The organism is Streptomyces sp. NP160 (assembly GCF_006335115.1).
Taxonomy (GTDB): Bacteria; Actinomycetota; Actinomycetes; order Actinomycetales; family Quadrisphaeraceae; genus Quadrisphaera.
On the sequence record NZ_VDMJ01000056.1, the window covers coordinates 1 to 15,055 of the forward strand.

At 73.6% G+C, this 15,055-nt stretch carries 14 protein-coding genes and 1 riboswitch; of the genes, 7 read left to right on the forward strand and 7 right to left on the reverse strand.

Annotated features, from left to right (window positions below):
- Nucleotides 1-102: 102 nt before the first annotated feature.
- From FHN55_RS21355 to FHN55_RS21370, 4 genes are read right to left on the reverse strand one after another with little or no spacing between them, the layout of a single operon-like run.
- Nucleotides 103-1,578 (reverse strand): SulP family inorganic anion transporter, encoded by a 1,476-nt coding sequence (locus FHN55_RS21355; protein ID WP_139714431.1) that lies wholly within the window; start codon nt 1,576-1,578, stop codon nt 103-105.
- A gap of 48 nt (nt 1,579-1,626) precedes the next feature.
- A complete protein-coding gene (locus FHN55_RS21360; protein WP_139714432.1) occupies nt 1,627-2,343 on the reverse strand; it encodes a thioredoxin domain-containing protein in 717 nt (238 codons plus the stop codon).
- On the reverse strand, nt 2,340-3,293 hold the full coding sequence (locus tag FHN55_RS21365; protein WP_257571187.1) for a cation diffusion facilitator family transporter: 954 nt from the start codon (nt 3,291-3,293) through the stop codon (nt 2,340-2,342). The genes FHN55_RS21360 and FHN55_RS21365 overlap by 4 nt, the downstream gene beginning before the upstream one ends.
- Nucleotides 3,290-3,631: a helix-turn-helix transcriptional regulator gene (locus tag FHN55_RS21370; RefSeq protein ID WP_139714444.1), complete on the reverse strand. Its 342-nt coding sequence runs from the start codon at nt 3,629-3,631 to the stop codon at nt 3,290-3,292. Before FHN55_RS21370 ends, FHN55_RS21365 begins: the two co-directional genes overlap by 4 nt.
- A 99-nt stretch (nt 3,632-3,730) precedes the next feature.
- Here FHN55_RS21370 and glpX point away from each other — a divergent pair, with 99 nt between their 5' ends.
- Nucleotides 3,731-4,705: a class II fructose-bisphosphatase gene (glpX, locus tag FHN55_RS21375; protein ID WP_139714433.1), complete on the forward strand. Its 975-nt coding sequence runs from the start codon at nt 3,731-3,733 to the stop codon at nt 4,703-4,705.
- Between the two features lie 44 nt (nt 4,706-4,749).
- Here glpX and FHN55_RS21380 read toward each other — a convergent pair whose 3' ends face one another.
- Nucleotides 4,750-6,033 carry an ROK family protein gene (locus FHN55_RS21380; protein WP_180358001.1) on the reverse strand — a complete coding sequence of 428 codons (1,284 nt, stop codon included), beginning with the start codon at nt 6,031-6,033 and terminating at the stop codon, nt 4,750-4,752.
- 100 nt (nt 6,034-6,133) lie between these two features.
- Here FHN55_RS21380 and FHN55_RS21385 point away from each other — a divergent pair, with 100 nt between their 5' ends.
- From FHN55_RS21385 to FHN55_RS21400, 4 genes are read left to right on the forward strand one after another with little or no spacing between them, the layout of a single operon-like run.
- Nucleotides 6,134-7,396: an ABC transporter substrate-binding protein gene (locus FHN55_RS21385; protein ID WP_139714435.1), complete on the forward strand. Its 1,263-nt coding sequence runs from the start codon at nt 6,134-6,136 to the stop codon at nt 7,394-7,396.
- Nucleotides 7,393-8,262, forward strand: coding sequence for a carbohydrate ABC transporter permease (locus tag FHN55_RS21390; RefSeq protein ID WP_139714436.1), 870 nt, complete (start codon nt 7,393-7,395; stop codon nt 8,260-8,262). Before FHN55_RS21385 ends, FHN55_RS21390 begins: the two co-directional genes overlap by 4 nt.
- Nucleotides 8,262-9,179: a carbohydrate ABC transporter permease gene (locus tag FHN55_RS21395; RefSeq protein WP_139714437.1), complete on the forward strand. Its 918-nt coding sequence runs from the start codon at nt 8,262-8,264 to the stop codon at nt 9,177-9,179. The genes FHN55_RS21390 and FHN55_RS21395 overlap by 1 nt, the downstream gene beginning before the upstream one ends.
- On the forward strand, nt 9,176-10,870 hold the full coding sequence (locus FHN55_RS21400) for a glycoside hydrolase family 13 protein (RefSeq protein WP_139714438.1): 1,695 nt from the start codon (nt 9,176-9,178) through the stop codon (nt 10,868-10,870). Before FHN55_RS21395 ends, FHN55_RS21400 begins: the two co-directional genes overlap by 4 nt.
- On the opposite strand, the gene FHN55_RS21405 is transcribed toward FHN55_RS21400, so the two are convergent.
- Nucleotides 10,860-12,170 carry an FAD-dependent oxidoreductase gene (locus FHN55_RS21405; RefSeq protein WP_139714439.1) on the reverse strand — a complete coding sequence of 437 codons (1,311 nt, stop codon included), beginning with the start codon at nt 12,168-12,170 and terminating at the stop codon, nt 10,860-10,862. The genes FHN55_RS21400 and FHN55_RS21405 overlap by 11 nt on opposite strands.
- A 5-nt stretch (nt 12,171-12,175) precedes the next feature.
- Nucleotides 12,176-12,574 (reverse strand): TIGR03618 family F420-dependent PPOX class oxidoreductase, encoded by a 399-nt coding sequence (locus FHN55_RS21410; RefSeq protein WP_139714440.1) that lies wholly within the window; start codon nt 12,572-12,574, stop codon nt 12,176-12,178.
- 63 nt (nt 12,575-12,637) lie between these two features.
- Between FHN55_RS21410 and FHN55_RS21415 the strand changes: the two genes are divergently transcribed.
- The gene (locus tag FHN55_RS21415) at nt 12,638-14,287 is read left to right on the forward strand and encodes a Na+/H+ antiporter (RefSeq protein WP_139714441.1); all 1,650 of its coding nucleotides are present in this window, start codon (nt 12,638-12,640) and stop codon (nt 14,285-14,287) included.
- 44 nt (nt 14,288-14,331) lie between these two features.
- Nucleotides 14,332-14,799 carry an OsmC family protein gene (locus tag FHN55_RS21420; RefSeq protein WP_218974908.1) on the forward strand — a complete coding sequence of 156 codons (468 nt, stop codon included), beginning with the start codon at nt 14,332-14,334 and terminating at the stop codon, nt 14,797-14,799.
- A 61-nt stretch (nt 14,800-14,860) separates the two neighbouring features.
- A riboswitch (SAM riboswitch) is annotated at nt 14,861-14,961 on the forward strand.
- The last annotated feature ends 94 nt before the right edge of the window (nt 14,962-15,055 follow it).

Below are 15,055 nucleotides of genomic sequence, written 5' to 3' on the forward strand. Positions count from 1 at the left end.
AGCCCCTTTCCGCGTCCCCACGCACCACCCCGGGCTGGCTCGAGCGTGGTGGATGTCTGGTGTGCGCGTCGCGCACGTGCCTGAGGGGACCGAGCTGCGAGGTCAGGCCTCAGCGCCCAGGCGACCGGCGAGCCGGTCGTGCATGGCGGCGCTGGCGTCGTTGAGGCCCTCGATGCGGACCGTCTTGCCGCGAGCGGCGTACTTGGTGCTCACGGCGTCGAGGGCCGCCACGGTCGAGGCGTCCCACACGTGGGAGCTGGACAGGTCCACCACCACGTCGGCCGGGTCCTCCCCGTAGGAGAACTGGCCCACGAGGTCGTTGCTGGAGGCGAAGAAGAGCTCTCCAACGACGGTGTACCTCACGCGCGCACCGTCCTCCTCGAGGGACCGGACGACGGTCACCAGGTGCGCCACCCGCCTGGCGAACAGCAGCGCCGCCACGATGACGCCCGCCACCACGCCGATGGCCAGGTTGTGCGTGGCGATGACCACGACGACGGTCACCACCATCACCGCCGTCTCCGAGCGCGGCATCCGGCGCAGCGTGGACGGCCTCACCGAGTGCCAGTCGAAGGTGGCGACGGTGACCATCACCATCACCGACGCCAGCACGGCCATGGGGATCATGGCCACCAGGTCGCCCAGGCCCACGACGAGGACGAGCAGGAAGGTGCCGGCCAGGAAGGTGGACAACCGCGTCCGCGCGCCGCTCCTCACGTTGATCATCGTCTGGCCGATCATCGCGCAGCCGCCCATGCCGCCGAAGACGCCGGTGACGATGTTGGCGACACCCTGTCCCCACGCCTCCCGGCTCTTGCGCGAGGTGGTGTCCGTCAGCTCGTCCACGAGCTTGGCCGTCATGAGGGACTCCAGGAGTCCCACGACAGCGACTCCGCAGGCGTACGGGGCCACCGTGGTGAGGGTCTGCCACGTCCAGGGGACGTCGGGCCAGAACAGGGACGGGAGGCTGTCGGGCAGCGCCCCCTGGTCGCCGACGTCCGGCAGCGCGAGGTGAGCCAGCGCGGTGGCGGTCGTCAGGACGAGCACGGCGACGAGGGGCGCTGGCACGGCGGTGGTCACGCGCGGCAGCAGCACCATGATGGCGATGGCGGTGGCAGCCACGGGGTAGACGGCCCAGGGCACCCCCACGAAGTAGGGCACCTGCGCGATGAAGATGAGGATCGCGAGGGCGTTGACGAAGCCCGTCATGACGCTGCGCGGCACGAAGCGCATCAGGCGCGCCACCCCGAGCAGTCCCAGGGCCACCTGCAGCGCGCCGCCGAGGAGGACGGCCAGCACGAGGTGGTCCAGCCCGTGCTGGCGCACGAGGGGGGCCACGACGAGCGCGACCGCCCCCGTGGCGGCCGAGATCATGGCCGGGCGTCCGCCGACGACGGCGATGGTCACCGCCATCGTGAAGGACGCGAAGAGGCCGACGCGGGGATCGACGCCCGCGATGATGGAGAAGGAGATGGCCTCGGGGATCAGCGCCAGGGCGACGACCAGACCTGCGAGGACCTCCGTGCGCAGCACTCGCGGCTGGGTCCAGGACGGTCGGCGCAGCGCGGAGGTGCTCACGAGAGGTCGATCCTACCTTGACGGAACGTCAAGGTTGTCGTCCTCGGGTCAGGGAGCCAGGGCCGCGTCGAGGAGGCGGCGGAAGTCCGCCTCGTCGGCCGGGCGCACCAGCACGCCGTCGAGGAAGTGCGTCGGCGTTCCCGTGACACCGAGGGCGACACCGTCCTCGAAGTCCTGACGGACCCGGGCCGCCGTTGCCGGGTCGGCGACGGCCGCGTCGTAGGCGGCCATGTCGAGCCCCAGCTCCGCGGCGAAGCTGCGGAAGAGCGACGTCTGCGGCTCGCTGGAGCGGCCCCAGTGCCCGTGCGTGGCCCACATGACGTCGGCCATCTCGGCGAAGGCGTCCTGTCGCGCTGCGGCCTCCACCGCGATGGCGGCGTGGGTGGAGTTGGCGTGCCCCGGGAGGGGGAAGTAGCGGACCACGAAGTCGACGCGTCCCGCGTAGTCGGCGCGCAGCTCGTCGATGAAGGGCTGCGTCGCCCGGCACCGGCGGCACTCGAAGTCGATGAACTCGACCAGCTGGACCGGCTGGCCGACCGTCGCACCCGCAGGGCCCTCGGTGAGCCGGTGGCTGTCCCAGCGGACCAGGGACGGCGGGGCGGCGCCAGCGGCACCGCCGGGGGCGCGCCCCGCGGCGGCGACGGCGAAGGCGCTCGCCGCCGTCGTCAGGACGACGATGGCAGCCAGCAGCCTCGTGCGCCGGGAGGTAGGGCCGCGCCGCCCTCGTCCCGCTCCGTCCGCGTCGGATCTCGTCGTCGTCCTCATGCGTGCACCCCGTGCTCGTGGTCGGCGTGGCTCGCTGGCTCCACCTGGAAGGTGGAGTGCGTGATGCTGACGGGGAAGTGGCCGGCCACGCAGGCCTGGAGCTGGTCCAGGACCTCGGGCGCGTGGCCGTCGATGAAGCAGGAGTCGTCCAGGACCACGTGGGCGCTCAGCACGGGCAGCCCGGAGCTGATCTGGCTCGCGTGGAGGTCGTGGACGGCCTGGACGTGGGGCTGCTCGAGCAGGTGGCGGCGCACCGCCGACAGGTCGAGCCCGCGCGGCACCGCCTCGAGCAGGACGTCGGTGGCCTCGCGCAGCAGCACCACCGTCCTGGGGATGATGAGGACGCCGATCAGCAGGGAGACCAGCGCGTCCGCGCGGGTCCACCCCGTCAGGGCGATGACGGCGGCGGCGAGCAGCACCGCCACCGACCCGAGGCCGTCGCTGATGACCTCCAGGACGGCGGCGCGGCGGTTGAGGCCCATGGGGTGCTGGTGCTCGTCCTCGTGCCCGCGGTGACCGCCGCCTCGGCGGGTGAGCACCCAGAGCGCGAGGAGGTTGCCCGCCAGCCCCACCGCGCCGAAGGCGAGCATCTCCGGCGCTGCGACGTCCGGAGGGGACAGTAGCCGCCGGACGCCCTCCACGGTGATCAGCACGCCGACGGCCAGCAGCATCGCCGCCTGCAGCACGGCGGCGAGGACCTCGGCGCGCTGCAGCCCCCAGGTCCTCGCGTCGGTGGCGGGCCGCAGCGCCAGGCTGGAGGCCAGCAGCGCCACGCCCAGCCCCGCGGCGTCCGTGAGCATGTGGCCCGCGTCGGCGAGCAGCGCCAGGGACCCGGTGACCAGGCCACCGACGACTCCGCTGGCCAGGACGACCAGCGTGACCCCGAGGGCCATGGCCAGCCGCCGGCGGTCACCGGCGGCGGCGCCGGCGTGGGAGTGCCCGTGGCTCACCGGTGGTGCTCCTCGGCGAGCGGGTCGACGGCGGCCGCGGCGGACAGCAGGCCGGTCAGGGCGTGGCCCAGGGCCGGGTCGGCCAGGGCGTAGCGGACGCGCCGACCCTCCTGCGAGGAGACCACCAGGCCGCACTCCCGCAGGCACGCCAGGTGGTTGGAGAGGTTCTGTCGGGAGACGCCCAGCTCGTCAGCGAGGTCGGCCGGGTACCCGGCTTCCTGTCGCAGCGCGAGCAGGAGGCGTGCGCGCGTGGGGTCGGACAGGGCGTGGCCGAACCGGGCCAGCACCCTGGCGGCGGCTCCGGGCCGGGTGTCGGCCTCGGCGAAGGCGCTCGTCATGGCGACCACGTGCCCGATCATACAGCATCTGATGAACTGTGCGATGATCCGGGCAGCCCCGCCGACAACCGGCCCCACCCCGCCGACGGAGGAACCGCGATGACGCTCACCCACACCGACCGCCCGGACCGCAACCTGGCCCTCGAGCTGGTCCGCGCGACCGAGGCCGCCGCGATCCGCGCCGTCCCCTTCATCGGCAAGGGCGACAAGATCGCCGTGGACGGTGCGGCCGTCGACGCGATGCGGGCGTTCCTGTCCACCGTCTCCTTCGACGGCGTCGTCGTCATCGGCGAGGGCGAGAAGGACGAGGCGCCGATGCTGTTCAACGGCGAGCGCGTCGGCAACGGGCAGGGACCGGCGTGCGACGTGGCCGTCGACCCGGTCGACGGCACCTCGATGGCCGCGGCCGGGCGCCAGAACGCGCTGTCCGTCATCGCCGTCGCCGACCGCGGCGCCATGCTGGACGCCTCCAGCGTCTTCTACATGGACAAGCTCGTCACCGGCCCGGAGGGCCGGGACGTCGTCGACATCCGCAAGCCCGTCGGGGAGAACATCCGCGCGCTGGCCGCGGCGCTGGGCAAGCGCCCCGAGGAGGTCGTCGTCGCCATCCTCGACCGACCCCGCCACGAGGGGATCGTCCGCGAGATCCGTGCGGCCGGCGCCGGCACCCGGCTGCTGCTCGACGGCGACGTCGCCGGTGGCATCAACGCCGCACGCGCTGGCACGCGCATCGACATGTGCGTGGGCATCGGCGGCAGCCCGGAGGGAGTCACCACCGCGTGCGCCGTCAAGGCCCTCGGAGGCTTCATGCAGGGCGTGCTGGCGCCCAAGGACGACGCCGAGCGCGACCGCGGCCTCGCCGCCGGCCTGCAGATGGACCACGTGTACGACGCCGACGACCTCGTCAAGGGCGAGGACGCGTTCTTCGTGGCGACCGGCGTCACCGACGGCGGCCTGCTGGACGGCGTCCGCTACGGCGACGGCATCATCCGCACGGAGTCGATCGTGCTGCGCACGCAGTCGGGCACCGTGCGCCGCGTCGTCGCGGAGCACCTCGCCTCCAAGTGGCTCTGACGGCCTGAAACCGGCGGTGCCCGCCGGGCGCTGCCCCCGCCGGGTCAGCGCTCGGCGAGGGCCGCCGCGGCTCCGGGCAGGCGCACGTCGAGCGCGCCCGCCCGCACGTCGTCCAGGGCCTGCTGGGCGGCGCCGACGGCGATGACGCCACCGCCCAGCGGCGAGGTCACCAGGCGGGGGACGGGCTCGTCCAGCAGCTCCGGCAGCACGCGTGACGCCGCGTCAACGACCGGCTGGAGGTCGGCGGCCAGCTGGCCGGCCAGCACCACCACCTCGGGGTCGAACAGGCCTGCGGCCGTCGCCACGACGCGGGCGAGGTGGCGCCCGGCGCGCTCTGCGACGGCGAGCGCGCGGGGGTCGCCGTCCGCGGCCCCGCGCAGCACCCGGTGCGCACGCTCCAGGTCCGCCTCAAGGTCACCGGTCCCGGGCTCGACCTCCAGCGGCCCGTGGGTGTCGGGGAAGGCGTCCGTGCCCTCGGCGTCCCACAGGGCCAGCAGGGGGCCCAGGCCGATGGGGGCGCCGACGTCGCTCACCAGGTCGAGCCAGCGCATCTCCCCGCCCCGCCCCCAGCGGCCCCGCACGAGCGACCCCGCGGCGACGAGGCCCGCCCCGAAGCCCCCGTCGGCCAGCACGGTGATGTGGTCGAGCACGCCCGCCGCGCCGCCGCGCCGGCCCTCCGCGAGCGCGGCGAGGTCCGCGTCGTTGGCCAGGCGGACCGGGCAGGACAGACGGCGACCCAGGTGCTCGCGCAGCCCGGCGTCCATGAGCACCCAGTACGGGTTGCTGCGGACCTCCACCCGGCCTGAGGCGGCGACCGGCGCCGGCACCGCGACCGTGCAGGCCAGCACCTCGTCCATGGAGGCGCCCGCCTCGGCGAGGGCTGCCCCCGCGGCCTCGCCGGCCGCCGTCCTCCGTTCGTCGGCGTCGCGCCGGCAGGCGCTCTCAGCCGTCCCCAGCGGAACGCCGAGCAGGTCGGTGACCAGGGCGGTGCAGCGCGCGCTGGAGGCCTCCAGGCCCAGCACGACCCCGGCGCGGGCCCGCAGGCCGTACCGCCGGGCCGGGCGGCCGCGCGCGTAGCTGCCGTGCGCGCGCTGGTCGGCCAGCTCCTCGACCCATCCGGCGGCGATGAGGTCCGCGCAGACGTCGTGGACGGTGGCGCGCGTCAGGCCCGTGGTGGCGATGAGGTCGCTGCCGGTCACGGCCTCGCCGTGCCAGAGCGCGTCGAGGACGGCGGCCGTGGAGGCGAGGCGCAGGGCGCGGGTTGAGGTGGTCCTCTCCCGCTGCCCCGTGCTGGGCGGGGTCGCGGGGCTTGACTCTGCGGCCGTCACGGTGCCACCCTCCCTGAGTTCCTTCACGACGTCAATCAAATACTCCAGCCACGGGGTCGAGCACGAAGGGGTGCCCGTGAACAGTCCTCCAGGCGGTGCCATGAGCCGCCGTTCCCTGCTCAAGCTGGTGGGCCTGAGCGCCGCCGCAGGAGCGGTGCCGGTGTCGATCGCCGGCTGCGGGTCGAGCGCCGGCGGTGGGCGCGAGACGCTGCGCTGGGTGGCCAACAAGCCCGAGGTGCTGGCCTACTTCGACGACCTGGCCGCGCAGTACAACGCCAGCCAGGACCGGGTCACCATCGACCACGACGGCACGCAGACGTCGATCGTGCCGCAGTTCGTGCGCGGGGCCCCGCCGGACGTCGCTTGCTACAACTACAACCTCGAGACCTCGAACTACGTGCGTGGTGGGGTGCTCACCGACCTCGCCGACCTGCCCGAGGCGGCGACGATCAACCCGTCCTACCAGTCGCTGGTCGACCAGTACGCCAACTTCGAGGGCCAGACGAGCGTGCTGCCGTGGTCGGTGACCGCCGCGGGCGTCATCTACAACGTCCAGCTCTTCGCCGACAACGGCGTCGAGGTGCCCACGACGTTCAGCGAGCTGGTGGAGGCCTGCCAGAAGTTCCAGGCCGCGGGCGTCACGCCCATCTACACCACCGCGCGCGACCCCTGGACCACGCGCCAGGGCATGTGGGACTACGCGACCGGCTCCGGCGCCGACGTCCCTGCCTTCTACGAGGCCAAGCTCGCTGAGGGGGACGGTCCCAAGCCGACGTTCCTCGAGACGTTCAGCCCGGTGATGAAGAACGTCCTCGCGCTGCGCGACTACTTCAACCCCGACTTCCCCTCGAAGACCTACGCCGACGGCAACCTCGCCATGGGCCAGGGGAAGGTCGCGATGTACTGCCAGGGGCCGTGGGCGCTCGGCGAGATCGCCAAGACCGACCCCGACCTCGAGCTCGGGACGTTCTCGCTGCCCATGACGGAGGACCCCGAGGACAGGGCCGCGCGCGTCAACCTCGACCTCGCGCTGTGGGTCCCCACCGCCAGCGCCGACGTCACCGCGGCCACGGACTTCGTCCAGTGGATGATGCGGCCGGAGGTCTGCAACACCTACAACCAGGAGAACCTCGCGTTCTCCCCCCTCCAGGGCGCCCAGGGGACCACCGACCCGCGCACCGCCGGGCTCGCTCCCTACCTCGACGCCGGCCGCATCTACCAAGGATCGAGCACCTTCGTGCCCAACACGATTCCTCTGGAGAACTACTTCCAGGGCGCCCTGCTGGACGGCGACGGCGACGGGATGCTCCGCACGCTCGACGCCGACTGGGACCGCCTCGCCGCTCGGTCGGCACTCTCATGAGCGCCGCGGCCCCCGCGCGCCGGACGCGCAAGAAGGTCGACGCCGCCTTCTACGTCATGCTGCTGCCGGCGCTGCTGCTCTTCACGCTGCTCATCATCGGCCCGGCCCTGGCCGGCATGTTCTTCTCCGTCACCAACTACGTCGGCTACGGCGAGTACAGCTTCGTGGGCCTTGCCAACTACCTGGTGCTCTTCACCGACCCGCGCATCCTGTCCGCGTACGGGTTCACCATCGGCTTCTCCGTGGTGACCGTGCTGCTGGTCAACGCCATCGCGCTGTTCCTTGCAGTGCTGCTCAACTCGAAGATCCGGTTCAAGACGGCGCTGCGCGGCGTCTTCTTCATCCCCATGGTGGTGTCGGGCATCGTCATCGCCTACGTCTTCAACTACATCTTCTCGACGTCGATCCCCGCGGTCTTCGGCGGCAGCAGCATCCTGGCGAACGCCGACTGGGCCTGGGTCGCCGTCGTCATCGTCACCGCGTGGCAGGCGATCCCCTCAGCGCTGATCATCTACCTCGCCGGGCTGCTCGCCATCCCCGAGGAGGTCTACGAGGCGTCCTCGCTCGACGGCGCCACCCCGTGGCGCCAGTTCACCGCGATCACGCTGCCGCTGGTGGCGGGCTACGTGGTCATCAACACGGTGCTCGGCTTCAAGAACTTCCTCAACGCCTACGACATCATCGTCGGCCTCACCAACGGCGGCCCGGGGACGTCGACGTCGTCCGTGGCCATGACCATCTTCACGGGCTTCACCAGCGGTGACTACGCCTACCAGATGGCCAACGCGGTGGTCTTCTTCATCATCACCGTGCTCATCTCCATCGCCCAGCTCCGCATCATCAACCGCCGAGGGGTGAGTCTCTGATGGCCATCGCTGCTGACCCGGCCACCGTCGAGGCGGCCGCGAAGAACGCCCGGCGCAACGAGGGCCACCACCACACCGGTGGTGCGGTCACCGGCCGCGCCAGCCGCAGCGCCTGGCTCCTCACCGGCGTGCTCGCCGTGTGCAGCCTCACCGTGCTGCTCCCGCTCTACCTGACCGTGACGATGGCGTTCAAGACGCCGGAGCAGTCGGTGGACGGCAACGGCTTCTCCCTGCCGGCCCCGTTCAACCCGTCGAGCTTCGCCGACGCCTGGAACCTCGTGGGCTTCCCCACCGCTTTCGTCATCTCGGTGCTGGTCGCCGCAGCGAGCGTCGCGGGAGTCATCGTGCTGGCGTCCCTCGCGGCGTACGCCATCGTGCGCCAGTGGGACCACAAGCTGTTCAAGTACTCCTACTTCTACCTGCTCGCCGCGATGTTCATCCCCTTCCCGGTGATCGCGCTGCCGCAGGTGAAGCTCACCGCCTACCTGAGCCTGGACAACCCGGTCGGCGTGGCGGTGCTGCACATCCTGTTCCAGCTCTCCTTCAGCGTGCTGCTCTACTCCGCCTTCCTGCGCTCCATCCCCGGTGAGCTGGAGGAGAGCGCCCGCATCGACGGCGCCACCACGTGGCAGGTCTTCTGGAAGCTGATCTTCCCGCTGCTGGCGCCCATGAACGCCACGGTCGGCATCTTCGCCTTCCTCGCGGCCTGGAACGACTTCATGATGCCGTCGCTCATCACCGCCAACCCCGACCTGCAGACGATCCCCGTGATCCAGCAGATCTTCCAGAGCTCGTTCTCCACGGACTACAACGTCGCCTTCGCGAGCTACCTCATGGCGATGGCGCCGACGATCATCGTCTACGTCTTCGCCCAGCGCTGGGTGATGTCGGGCGTGACCCGGGGGGCCATCAAGTGACCTCGACCTCCCCCCAGGCGGCTCCCTGGTGGCGCCAGGCCGTCGTCTACCAGGTCTACCCGCGCTCCTTCGCCGACGCCGACGGCGACGGCCTGGGCGACCTGCGCGGGGTCACCTCCCGCGTGCCGCACCTCGCCGAGCTGGGCGTCGACGCGGTCTGGCTGTCGCCGTTCTACCCGTCGGCGCTGTCCGACGGCGGGTACGACGTCGACGACCACCGCGACGTCGACCCGAGGCTCGGGACCCTGGCCGACTTCGACGAGATGACGGAGGCGCTGCACGCCGCCGGCATCCGCGTCGTCGTCGACATCGTCCCCAACCACACCTCCGACAGGCACCCGTGGTTCCGGGAGGCGCTCGCCTCGCCGCGCGGTTCGGCGGCGCGCGGGCGCTACGTCTTCCGCGACGGGCGCGACGGGCCGGCCGGCCCGATGAGCGAGCCGCCGTCGAGCTGGAAGTCGCTGTTCGGCGGCTCGGCGTGGGAGCCGGTGGGCGACGGGCAGTGGTACCTGCACGCCTTCGCCAAGGAGCAGCCCGACCTGGAGTGGTCCGACCGGGAGGTGCGCGAGGACTTCCTGACCACCCTGCGGTTCTGGGCCGACCGCGGCGTGGACGGGTTCCGCGTGGACGTCGCCCACGGGCTGGTCCGCGACGTCGACAGCAACCTCCACGTGGAGCTGCCCAGCACCCACACGGCGCTCTTCGACGACGGCAGCCACCCGCTGTGGGACCGGGACGACCTCATGGAGGTCTACCGCGAGTGGCGCCAGCTCTTCGACACCTACGACCCGCCCCGGGCCGCCGTCGCCGAGGCCTCCGTGCACCCCTCGCGCCGCTGGCGCTACTCCGACCCCAGCAGCCTCGGCCAGGCGTTCACCTTCGACCTCTTCGAGGCCGGTTGGGACGCCGCCCAGCTGCGTCGAGGCGTGGAGCTGGGCCTGGAGCAGCTGGACGTCGGTGCGTCCTGCACCTGGACGCTCGCCAACCACGACTGCGTGCGCGCCGCCAGCCGCTACGGGCTGCCGCCCGACCCCGAGCTGTCCTCGCACGTGGCCGCCAAGGCCTGGGTCACGCGGGACGGCGCCGCGCCGGTGCTCGACCGCGCCCTCGGGCTGCGCCGGGCCCGGGCCGGACTGATGCTCGAGCTCGCGCTGCCCGGCTCCACCTACCTCTACCAGGGGGAGGAGCTGGGCCTGCACGAGGTGGCGGACCTGCCGGCCCCTGTGCTGCAGGACCCGATCGCCTTCCGCTCGGAGGGGGCGGAGAAGGGGCGCGACGGGTGCCGCGTGCCGCTGCCGTGGACCCCGGACGGCTCCTCCTTCGGGTTCGGTCCCGACGGCGGCCGGGACCCTCACCTGCCGCAGCCGGCGTGGTTCGCCGGTGCCGCGGTGTCGGTGCAGGAGGCCGACCCCGGCTCGACGCTGCACCTGCACCGGGCGGCGCTGGAGCGGCGGCGCGGGCTGCTCGGACCCGAGGAGCTCGCGTGGGAGGAGGGCCCGGACGGCGTCCTGCACTGGTCGCGGCCCGCGGGCCGGGGCGGGCGGTGGCACTGCGTGGTGAACGTCGGCGGGGCCGACGGCTCCGGGGCGTCGGTCCCGCTGCCGGCGGGGGAGCTGGTGCTCACCAGCGGCCCCCTCGACGACGCCGGGCACCTGCCCCCGTCGACGACGGCGTGGGTGGTCAGCGGCTGACGCGGCCCCCGGGCCCGGCAGGTCGGCGCGCCCAGCGCGGTGCCCTCTCGGGGCGCACGCCGACGCCCACCACGTACGCCGGGACCGCCGCCAGCCACGGGAAGCGGCGCAGGGCGGCGAGGACCGGCCGCGGCGGCCCGCCCACGGCACCCGCCAGCACCGGGGCGAGCACCCGGCGGTGCGCCTGCTGCTGCAGCGCCTGCGTCACCACCGTGGGGAGGGTGCGCCGGCGCTGCACCGCGGCCAGGTGCGCGCGCCGCACCCGGCGCTCGCGCAGCGGCGCGGCCAGCAGCCGCGCGGCCGCCACGGCGTCCTGCACGGCGAGGTTGATGCCCACCCCGCCGACCGGGGACATCGCGTGCGCGGCGTCACCGATGCACAGCAGGCCCTCCCGGTGCCACGTGGGCAGCCGCGACAGGCGCACGTCGAGCACGGGCACGTCGTCGAAGGACCTGATGACGTCGGGGGACAGGGCGGTGGCGGCGTGCTCGGGCAGGAGCTCGGCGACGTCGCGGCGGAACGCCTCCACGCCGCGCGCCCGCAGCGCCGCGTCGCCGCCCTTGGGGCCGAGGTAGGCGATCTGCAGGTAGCGCCCCTCGGCGGTCCGCCGCGGGATGACGACCACGGCGCGCCCGCGCCTCAGCACCGGCAGCAGCCGCGCGTCCCGCGCGTCCTCGGCCAGGGGCAGGCGCAGCCACCACACGTCGAAGGGCACCTCGAGCTCACGGGGGACCAGCTCGGCGGAGCGGCGCGCCGTGGACCAGCGCCCGTCGCAGGCGACCACGAGGTCGGCCTCGAGCTCACCGCTCCCGCCGTCGCTGGTGCGCCAGCGCACCCCGGTGACCCGCCGGCCCGTGGGGGTCTCGCGGGCGGGGCCGGTCAGCAGGCCCGTCACCTCCGTGCTGGTCCGCAGGGTGAACGAGGGCTCCTCGCGGGCGGCGTCCGCCAGCAGCGTGAGCAGGTCCCACTGGGGCACCAGGGCGATGTAGGGGTGCCGCAGCCCCGGCAGCAGCCGGCCCAGGCGCTCCAGGTCCGCGGCGACCACCCCGCTGCCCTCGACCAGCTCCACCCGCTGCAGGCGGGTCTGCGGCAGGGCGTCGAAGCGCTCGAACAGGCCCAGGTCGTCGAGGAGCTGCAGCGTGCTCGGGTGCACGGTGTCGCCGCGGAAGTCGCGGTGGAAGTCGGCGTGCTTCTCCAGCACGGTGACCTCCACGCCCGCCCGGGCCAGCAGGAGCCCGAGGACGACGCCCGCCGGACCGCCTCCGACGACGACGCACGTGGTGCGCTCGGCCCGGGTCACCCCCGTCAGCCCCTCGGAGAGCTCACCGAGTCGGCGGCGATGGTCAGCACCAGCCGGTCGCCGCCGCCGTCGAACTGCGGGTACGGCCGGCCGAGGTACTTCATCGAGAGCTCGTCGATGCCCTCACGGCCTCCCTCGGTGGTCGCCTCGACCACCCGGCCGCGGACCTGGAAGAAGCGGAACGGGTCGTCGGGGTCGACCACGTTGACGGCCACCCGGGGGTCGCGCGCCACGTTGCGGGCCTTCTGCATGCCCGCGACCACGTTGATCACGACGTTCTCGCCGTCGGTGGTCACCCAGGTCTCCGTCAGCTGGGGAGAGCCGTCGGGCATGAGCGTGGCCACGAAGCAGGGCGACGGCCTGCGGAGGAGGTCGAGCAGGGGCTGGGGCAGGGGCGTGCTCACCCGGCCATCCTGCGCCGGGGCGGGGGCTGGCGCGACGCGCCCCGCGGACGGAGGGTGTGCTCCGTGCTGGGGCTGGAGCTCGTCGTCGTCCTCGGGGCCGCGGTGCTGGCCTGCGGGGCGCTCGCCCGCAGGACCCGTGTCGCGCCACCGGTCCTGCTGCTGGCCACCGGGGTCCTCCTGGGCTTCGCGCCGGCCCTGCGCGGCACCCACCTCCCGCCGGAGGCCGTGCTCCTGCTGTTCCTGCCGGCGCTGCTGTGGTGGGAGAGCCAGACCACCTCGCTGCGCGAGATCCGGCGCTTCCTGCGGGTGATCGTGCTGCTCGGGTCGCTGCTCGTGGTGCTCACGGCCGCGGGCGTCGCCGCCGCCGCGCACGCCCTCGGCGTGCCCTGGGGACCGGCGTGGGTGCTGGGCGCCGCCGTGGCGCCCACCGACGCGACGGCCGTGGGCGTGCTCGCCCGCAGCCTCCCGCGGCGCAACACCACGGTGCTGCGCGCCGAGAGCCTCGTCAACGACGGCACGGCCCTGGTCGTCTACGGGCTGGCCGTCGGAGCGGTGGTCGGTGACCAGGACCTGGCCGCCGGACGCGTCGCCGGCCTGTTCGCGCTCTCCTACGTCGGCGGGGTCGCCGCGGGCCTGCTCGTGGCGTGGGTGCTCGACGCGGTCCGCCGGCGCCTGGAGGACCCGCTGCTGGAGAGCATCGCGTTCCTGCTGACGCCCTTCGCGGCGTTCCTGCTCGCGGAGCTGGTGCACGCCTCCGGGGTGCTCGCGGTGGTGGCCGGCGGCCTGCTCACCAGCCAGCTCGGCCCCCGCACGCGCCGCGCCGACGCCCGCCAGCAGTCGGAGGCGTTCTGGCGGATCGCCACCTACCTGCTCAACGGCTCGCTCTTCGTGCTCGTGGGGCTGGAGGTCCAGTCCGCCGTGCGCGGCCTGACCAGCGTCGACCTGCTGCAGGGCATCGCCGTCGCCCTCGCGGTGACGGGGGCCGTGGTGGGCGTGCGCTTCGCCTGGCTGTGGACCACGCCGTACCTCATCCGCGCGCTCGACCGCCGGCCCGCGCAGCGCGAGCTGCGCGCCCCCTGGCGCTCCCGCGTCGTCAGCGGGGTGGCCGGCTTCCGCGGCGCCGTGTCTCTCGCCGCCGCGCTCGCGGTGCCCCAGACCACCGCCTCCGGGGCGCCCTTCCCCGCCCGCGACCTGGTGGTCTTCGCCACCGTGGTGGTCATCGTGCTCACCCTCGTGGTGCAGGCGCCGCTGCTGCCGGCGGTCGTGCGCTGGGCCCGGCTGCCACCCGACACCGCGCTGGAGGAGGAGCGCCTGCTCGCCCAGCAGCACGCCACGCGGGCCGCACTGGACGCGCTGCCGGAGCTGGCGGCGCAGCTGGAGGTGGACGACGACGTGGCCGAGCGCGTCCGGCGCGAGTTCGCCAAGCGCCTCCTGCTGCTGGAGCAGGAGGCCGGGCAGCAGCGGGACGTGCCCGCCCCCGGTCCCGGCGGGCGGGGCAGCGGAGCGACCGCGCTCGCCGACGTCGACGCGACCGAGGTGGCCCGGCGCGTGCAGGGCGCCGACGCGCTGCGCCTCGCCCTGCTCCAGCGCAAGCGGTCGGCGGTGGTGGGCCTGCGCGACAGCGGTCGCATCGACGACACCGTCCTGCGCCAGGTGCAGCACCGGCTGGACCTCGAGGAGGTGCGGCTGGTGCACCGCGAGGACGTCGAGTGAGGCGCCTTGACGATGTGTCGTGCGCGATGGCTAATCTCCCGCGCATGCCCATCAAGCAGACCGTCCCGTTCGTCGTCGACGCCGAGGGCACCGGTGTCGCCCAGCGCCTAGTGGTCGCCGGTGACCACGAGCACGTCTTCACCGCGGACACCTACCCCTCCTTCGGGGGCGACGACGCCGCGCCGAGCCCGCTGAGCTACCTGCTCGGCGCGCTGACCAGCTGCAACCAGGTCACCGGCAGCCTGGTCGCCTCCAGCCTGGGCGTCGCCCTGGGCAAGTGGTCCTTCCACATCCAGGGCGACCTCGACCCCTCCGTCATCGCCGGCGGCGCCGAGGGCAACGCCAACTTCGACAAGGTCGCCGTCCGCGTCACCGTCGAGACCGACGCCGCCGACGACGTCTTCGAGACCTTCTCCTCCGAGACCGAGCGCCGCTGCCCCGTCACCCAGATGTTCAAGCGCAGCGGCCTGGCCTACACCAGCGAGTGGACCAAGGCGCCGCTGTCCGCCTGAGCGCCTCGGGCCCCGGCGCGGGCTGTTGACGGTCGGGGTGGCACGCCCCTACCGTCGGCGTCGACCATCCAGAGCGGCCGAGAGACGTGGCTCGTCGACGCCGCAGCAACCAGCGCACCCACCCCGGGCTGCGTCAGGTGCTCCCGCCACGGCCGATGGAGGACACCGTGCGCGACCCCGGACCCGCCCGACGCCTGACCCGACGCCTGCACGTCGACCTCGCGCTGCTGGCGGGGGGCGGGTGTCAGCGCTGGGT

Excerpts from the sequence above, each read along its gene's own strand:
- FHN55_RS21360 (WP_139714432.1), bottom strand. The coding sequence starts at position 2,343 with ATGAGGACGACGACGAGATCCGACGCGGACGGAGCGGGACGAGGGCGG.
- FHN55_RS21370 (WP_139714444.1), bottom strand. The coding sequence starts at position 3,631 with ATGACGAGCGCCTTCGCCGAGGCCGACACCCGGCCCGGAGCCGCCGCC.
- glpX (WP_139714433.1), top strand. The coding sequence starts at position 3,731 with ATGACGCTCACCCACACCGACCGCCCGGACCGCAACCTGGCCCTCGAG.
- FHN55_RS21385 (WP_139714435.1), top strand. The coding sequence starts at position 6,134 with ATGAGCCGCCGTTCCCTGCTCAAGCTGGTGGGCCTGAGCGCCGCCGCA.
- FHN55_RS21390 (WP_139714436.1), top strand. The coding sequence starts at position 7,393 with ATGAGCGCCGCGGCCCCCGCGCGCCGGACGCGCAAGAAGGTCGACGCC.
- FHN55_RS21395 (WP_139714437.1), top strand. The coding sequence starts at position 8,262 with ATGGCCATCGCTGCTGACCCGGCCACCGTCGAGGCGGCCGCGAAGAAC.
- FHN55_RS21420 (WP_218974908.1), top strand. The coding sequence starts at position 14,332 with ATGCCCATCAAGCAGACCGTCCCGTTCGTCGTCGACGCCGAGGGCACC.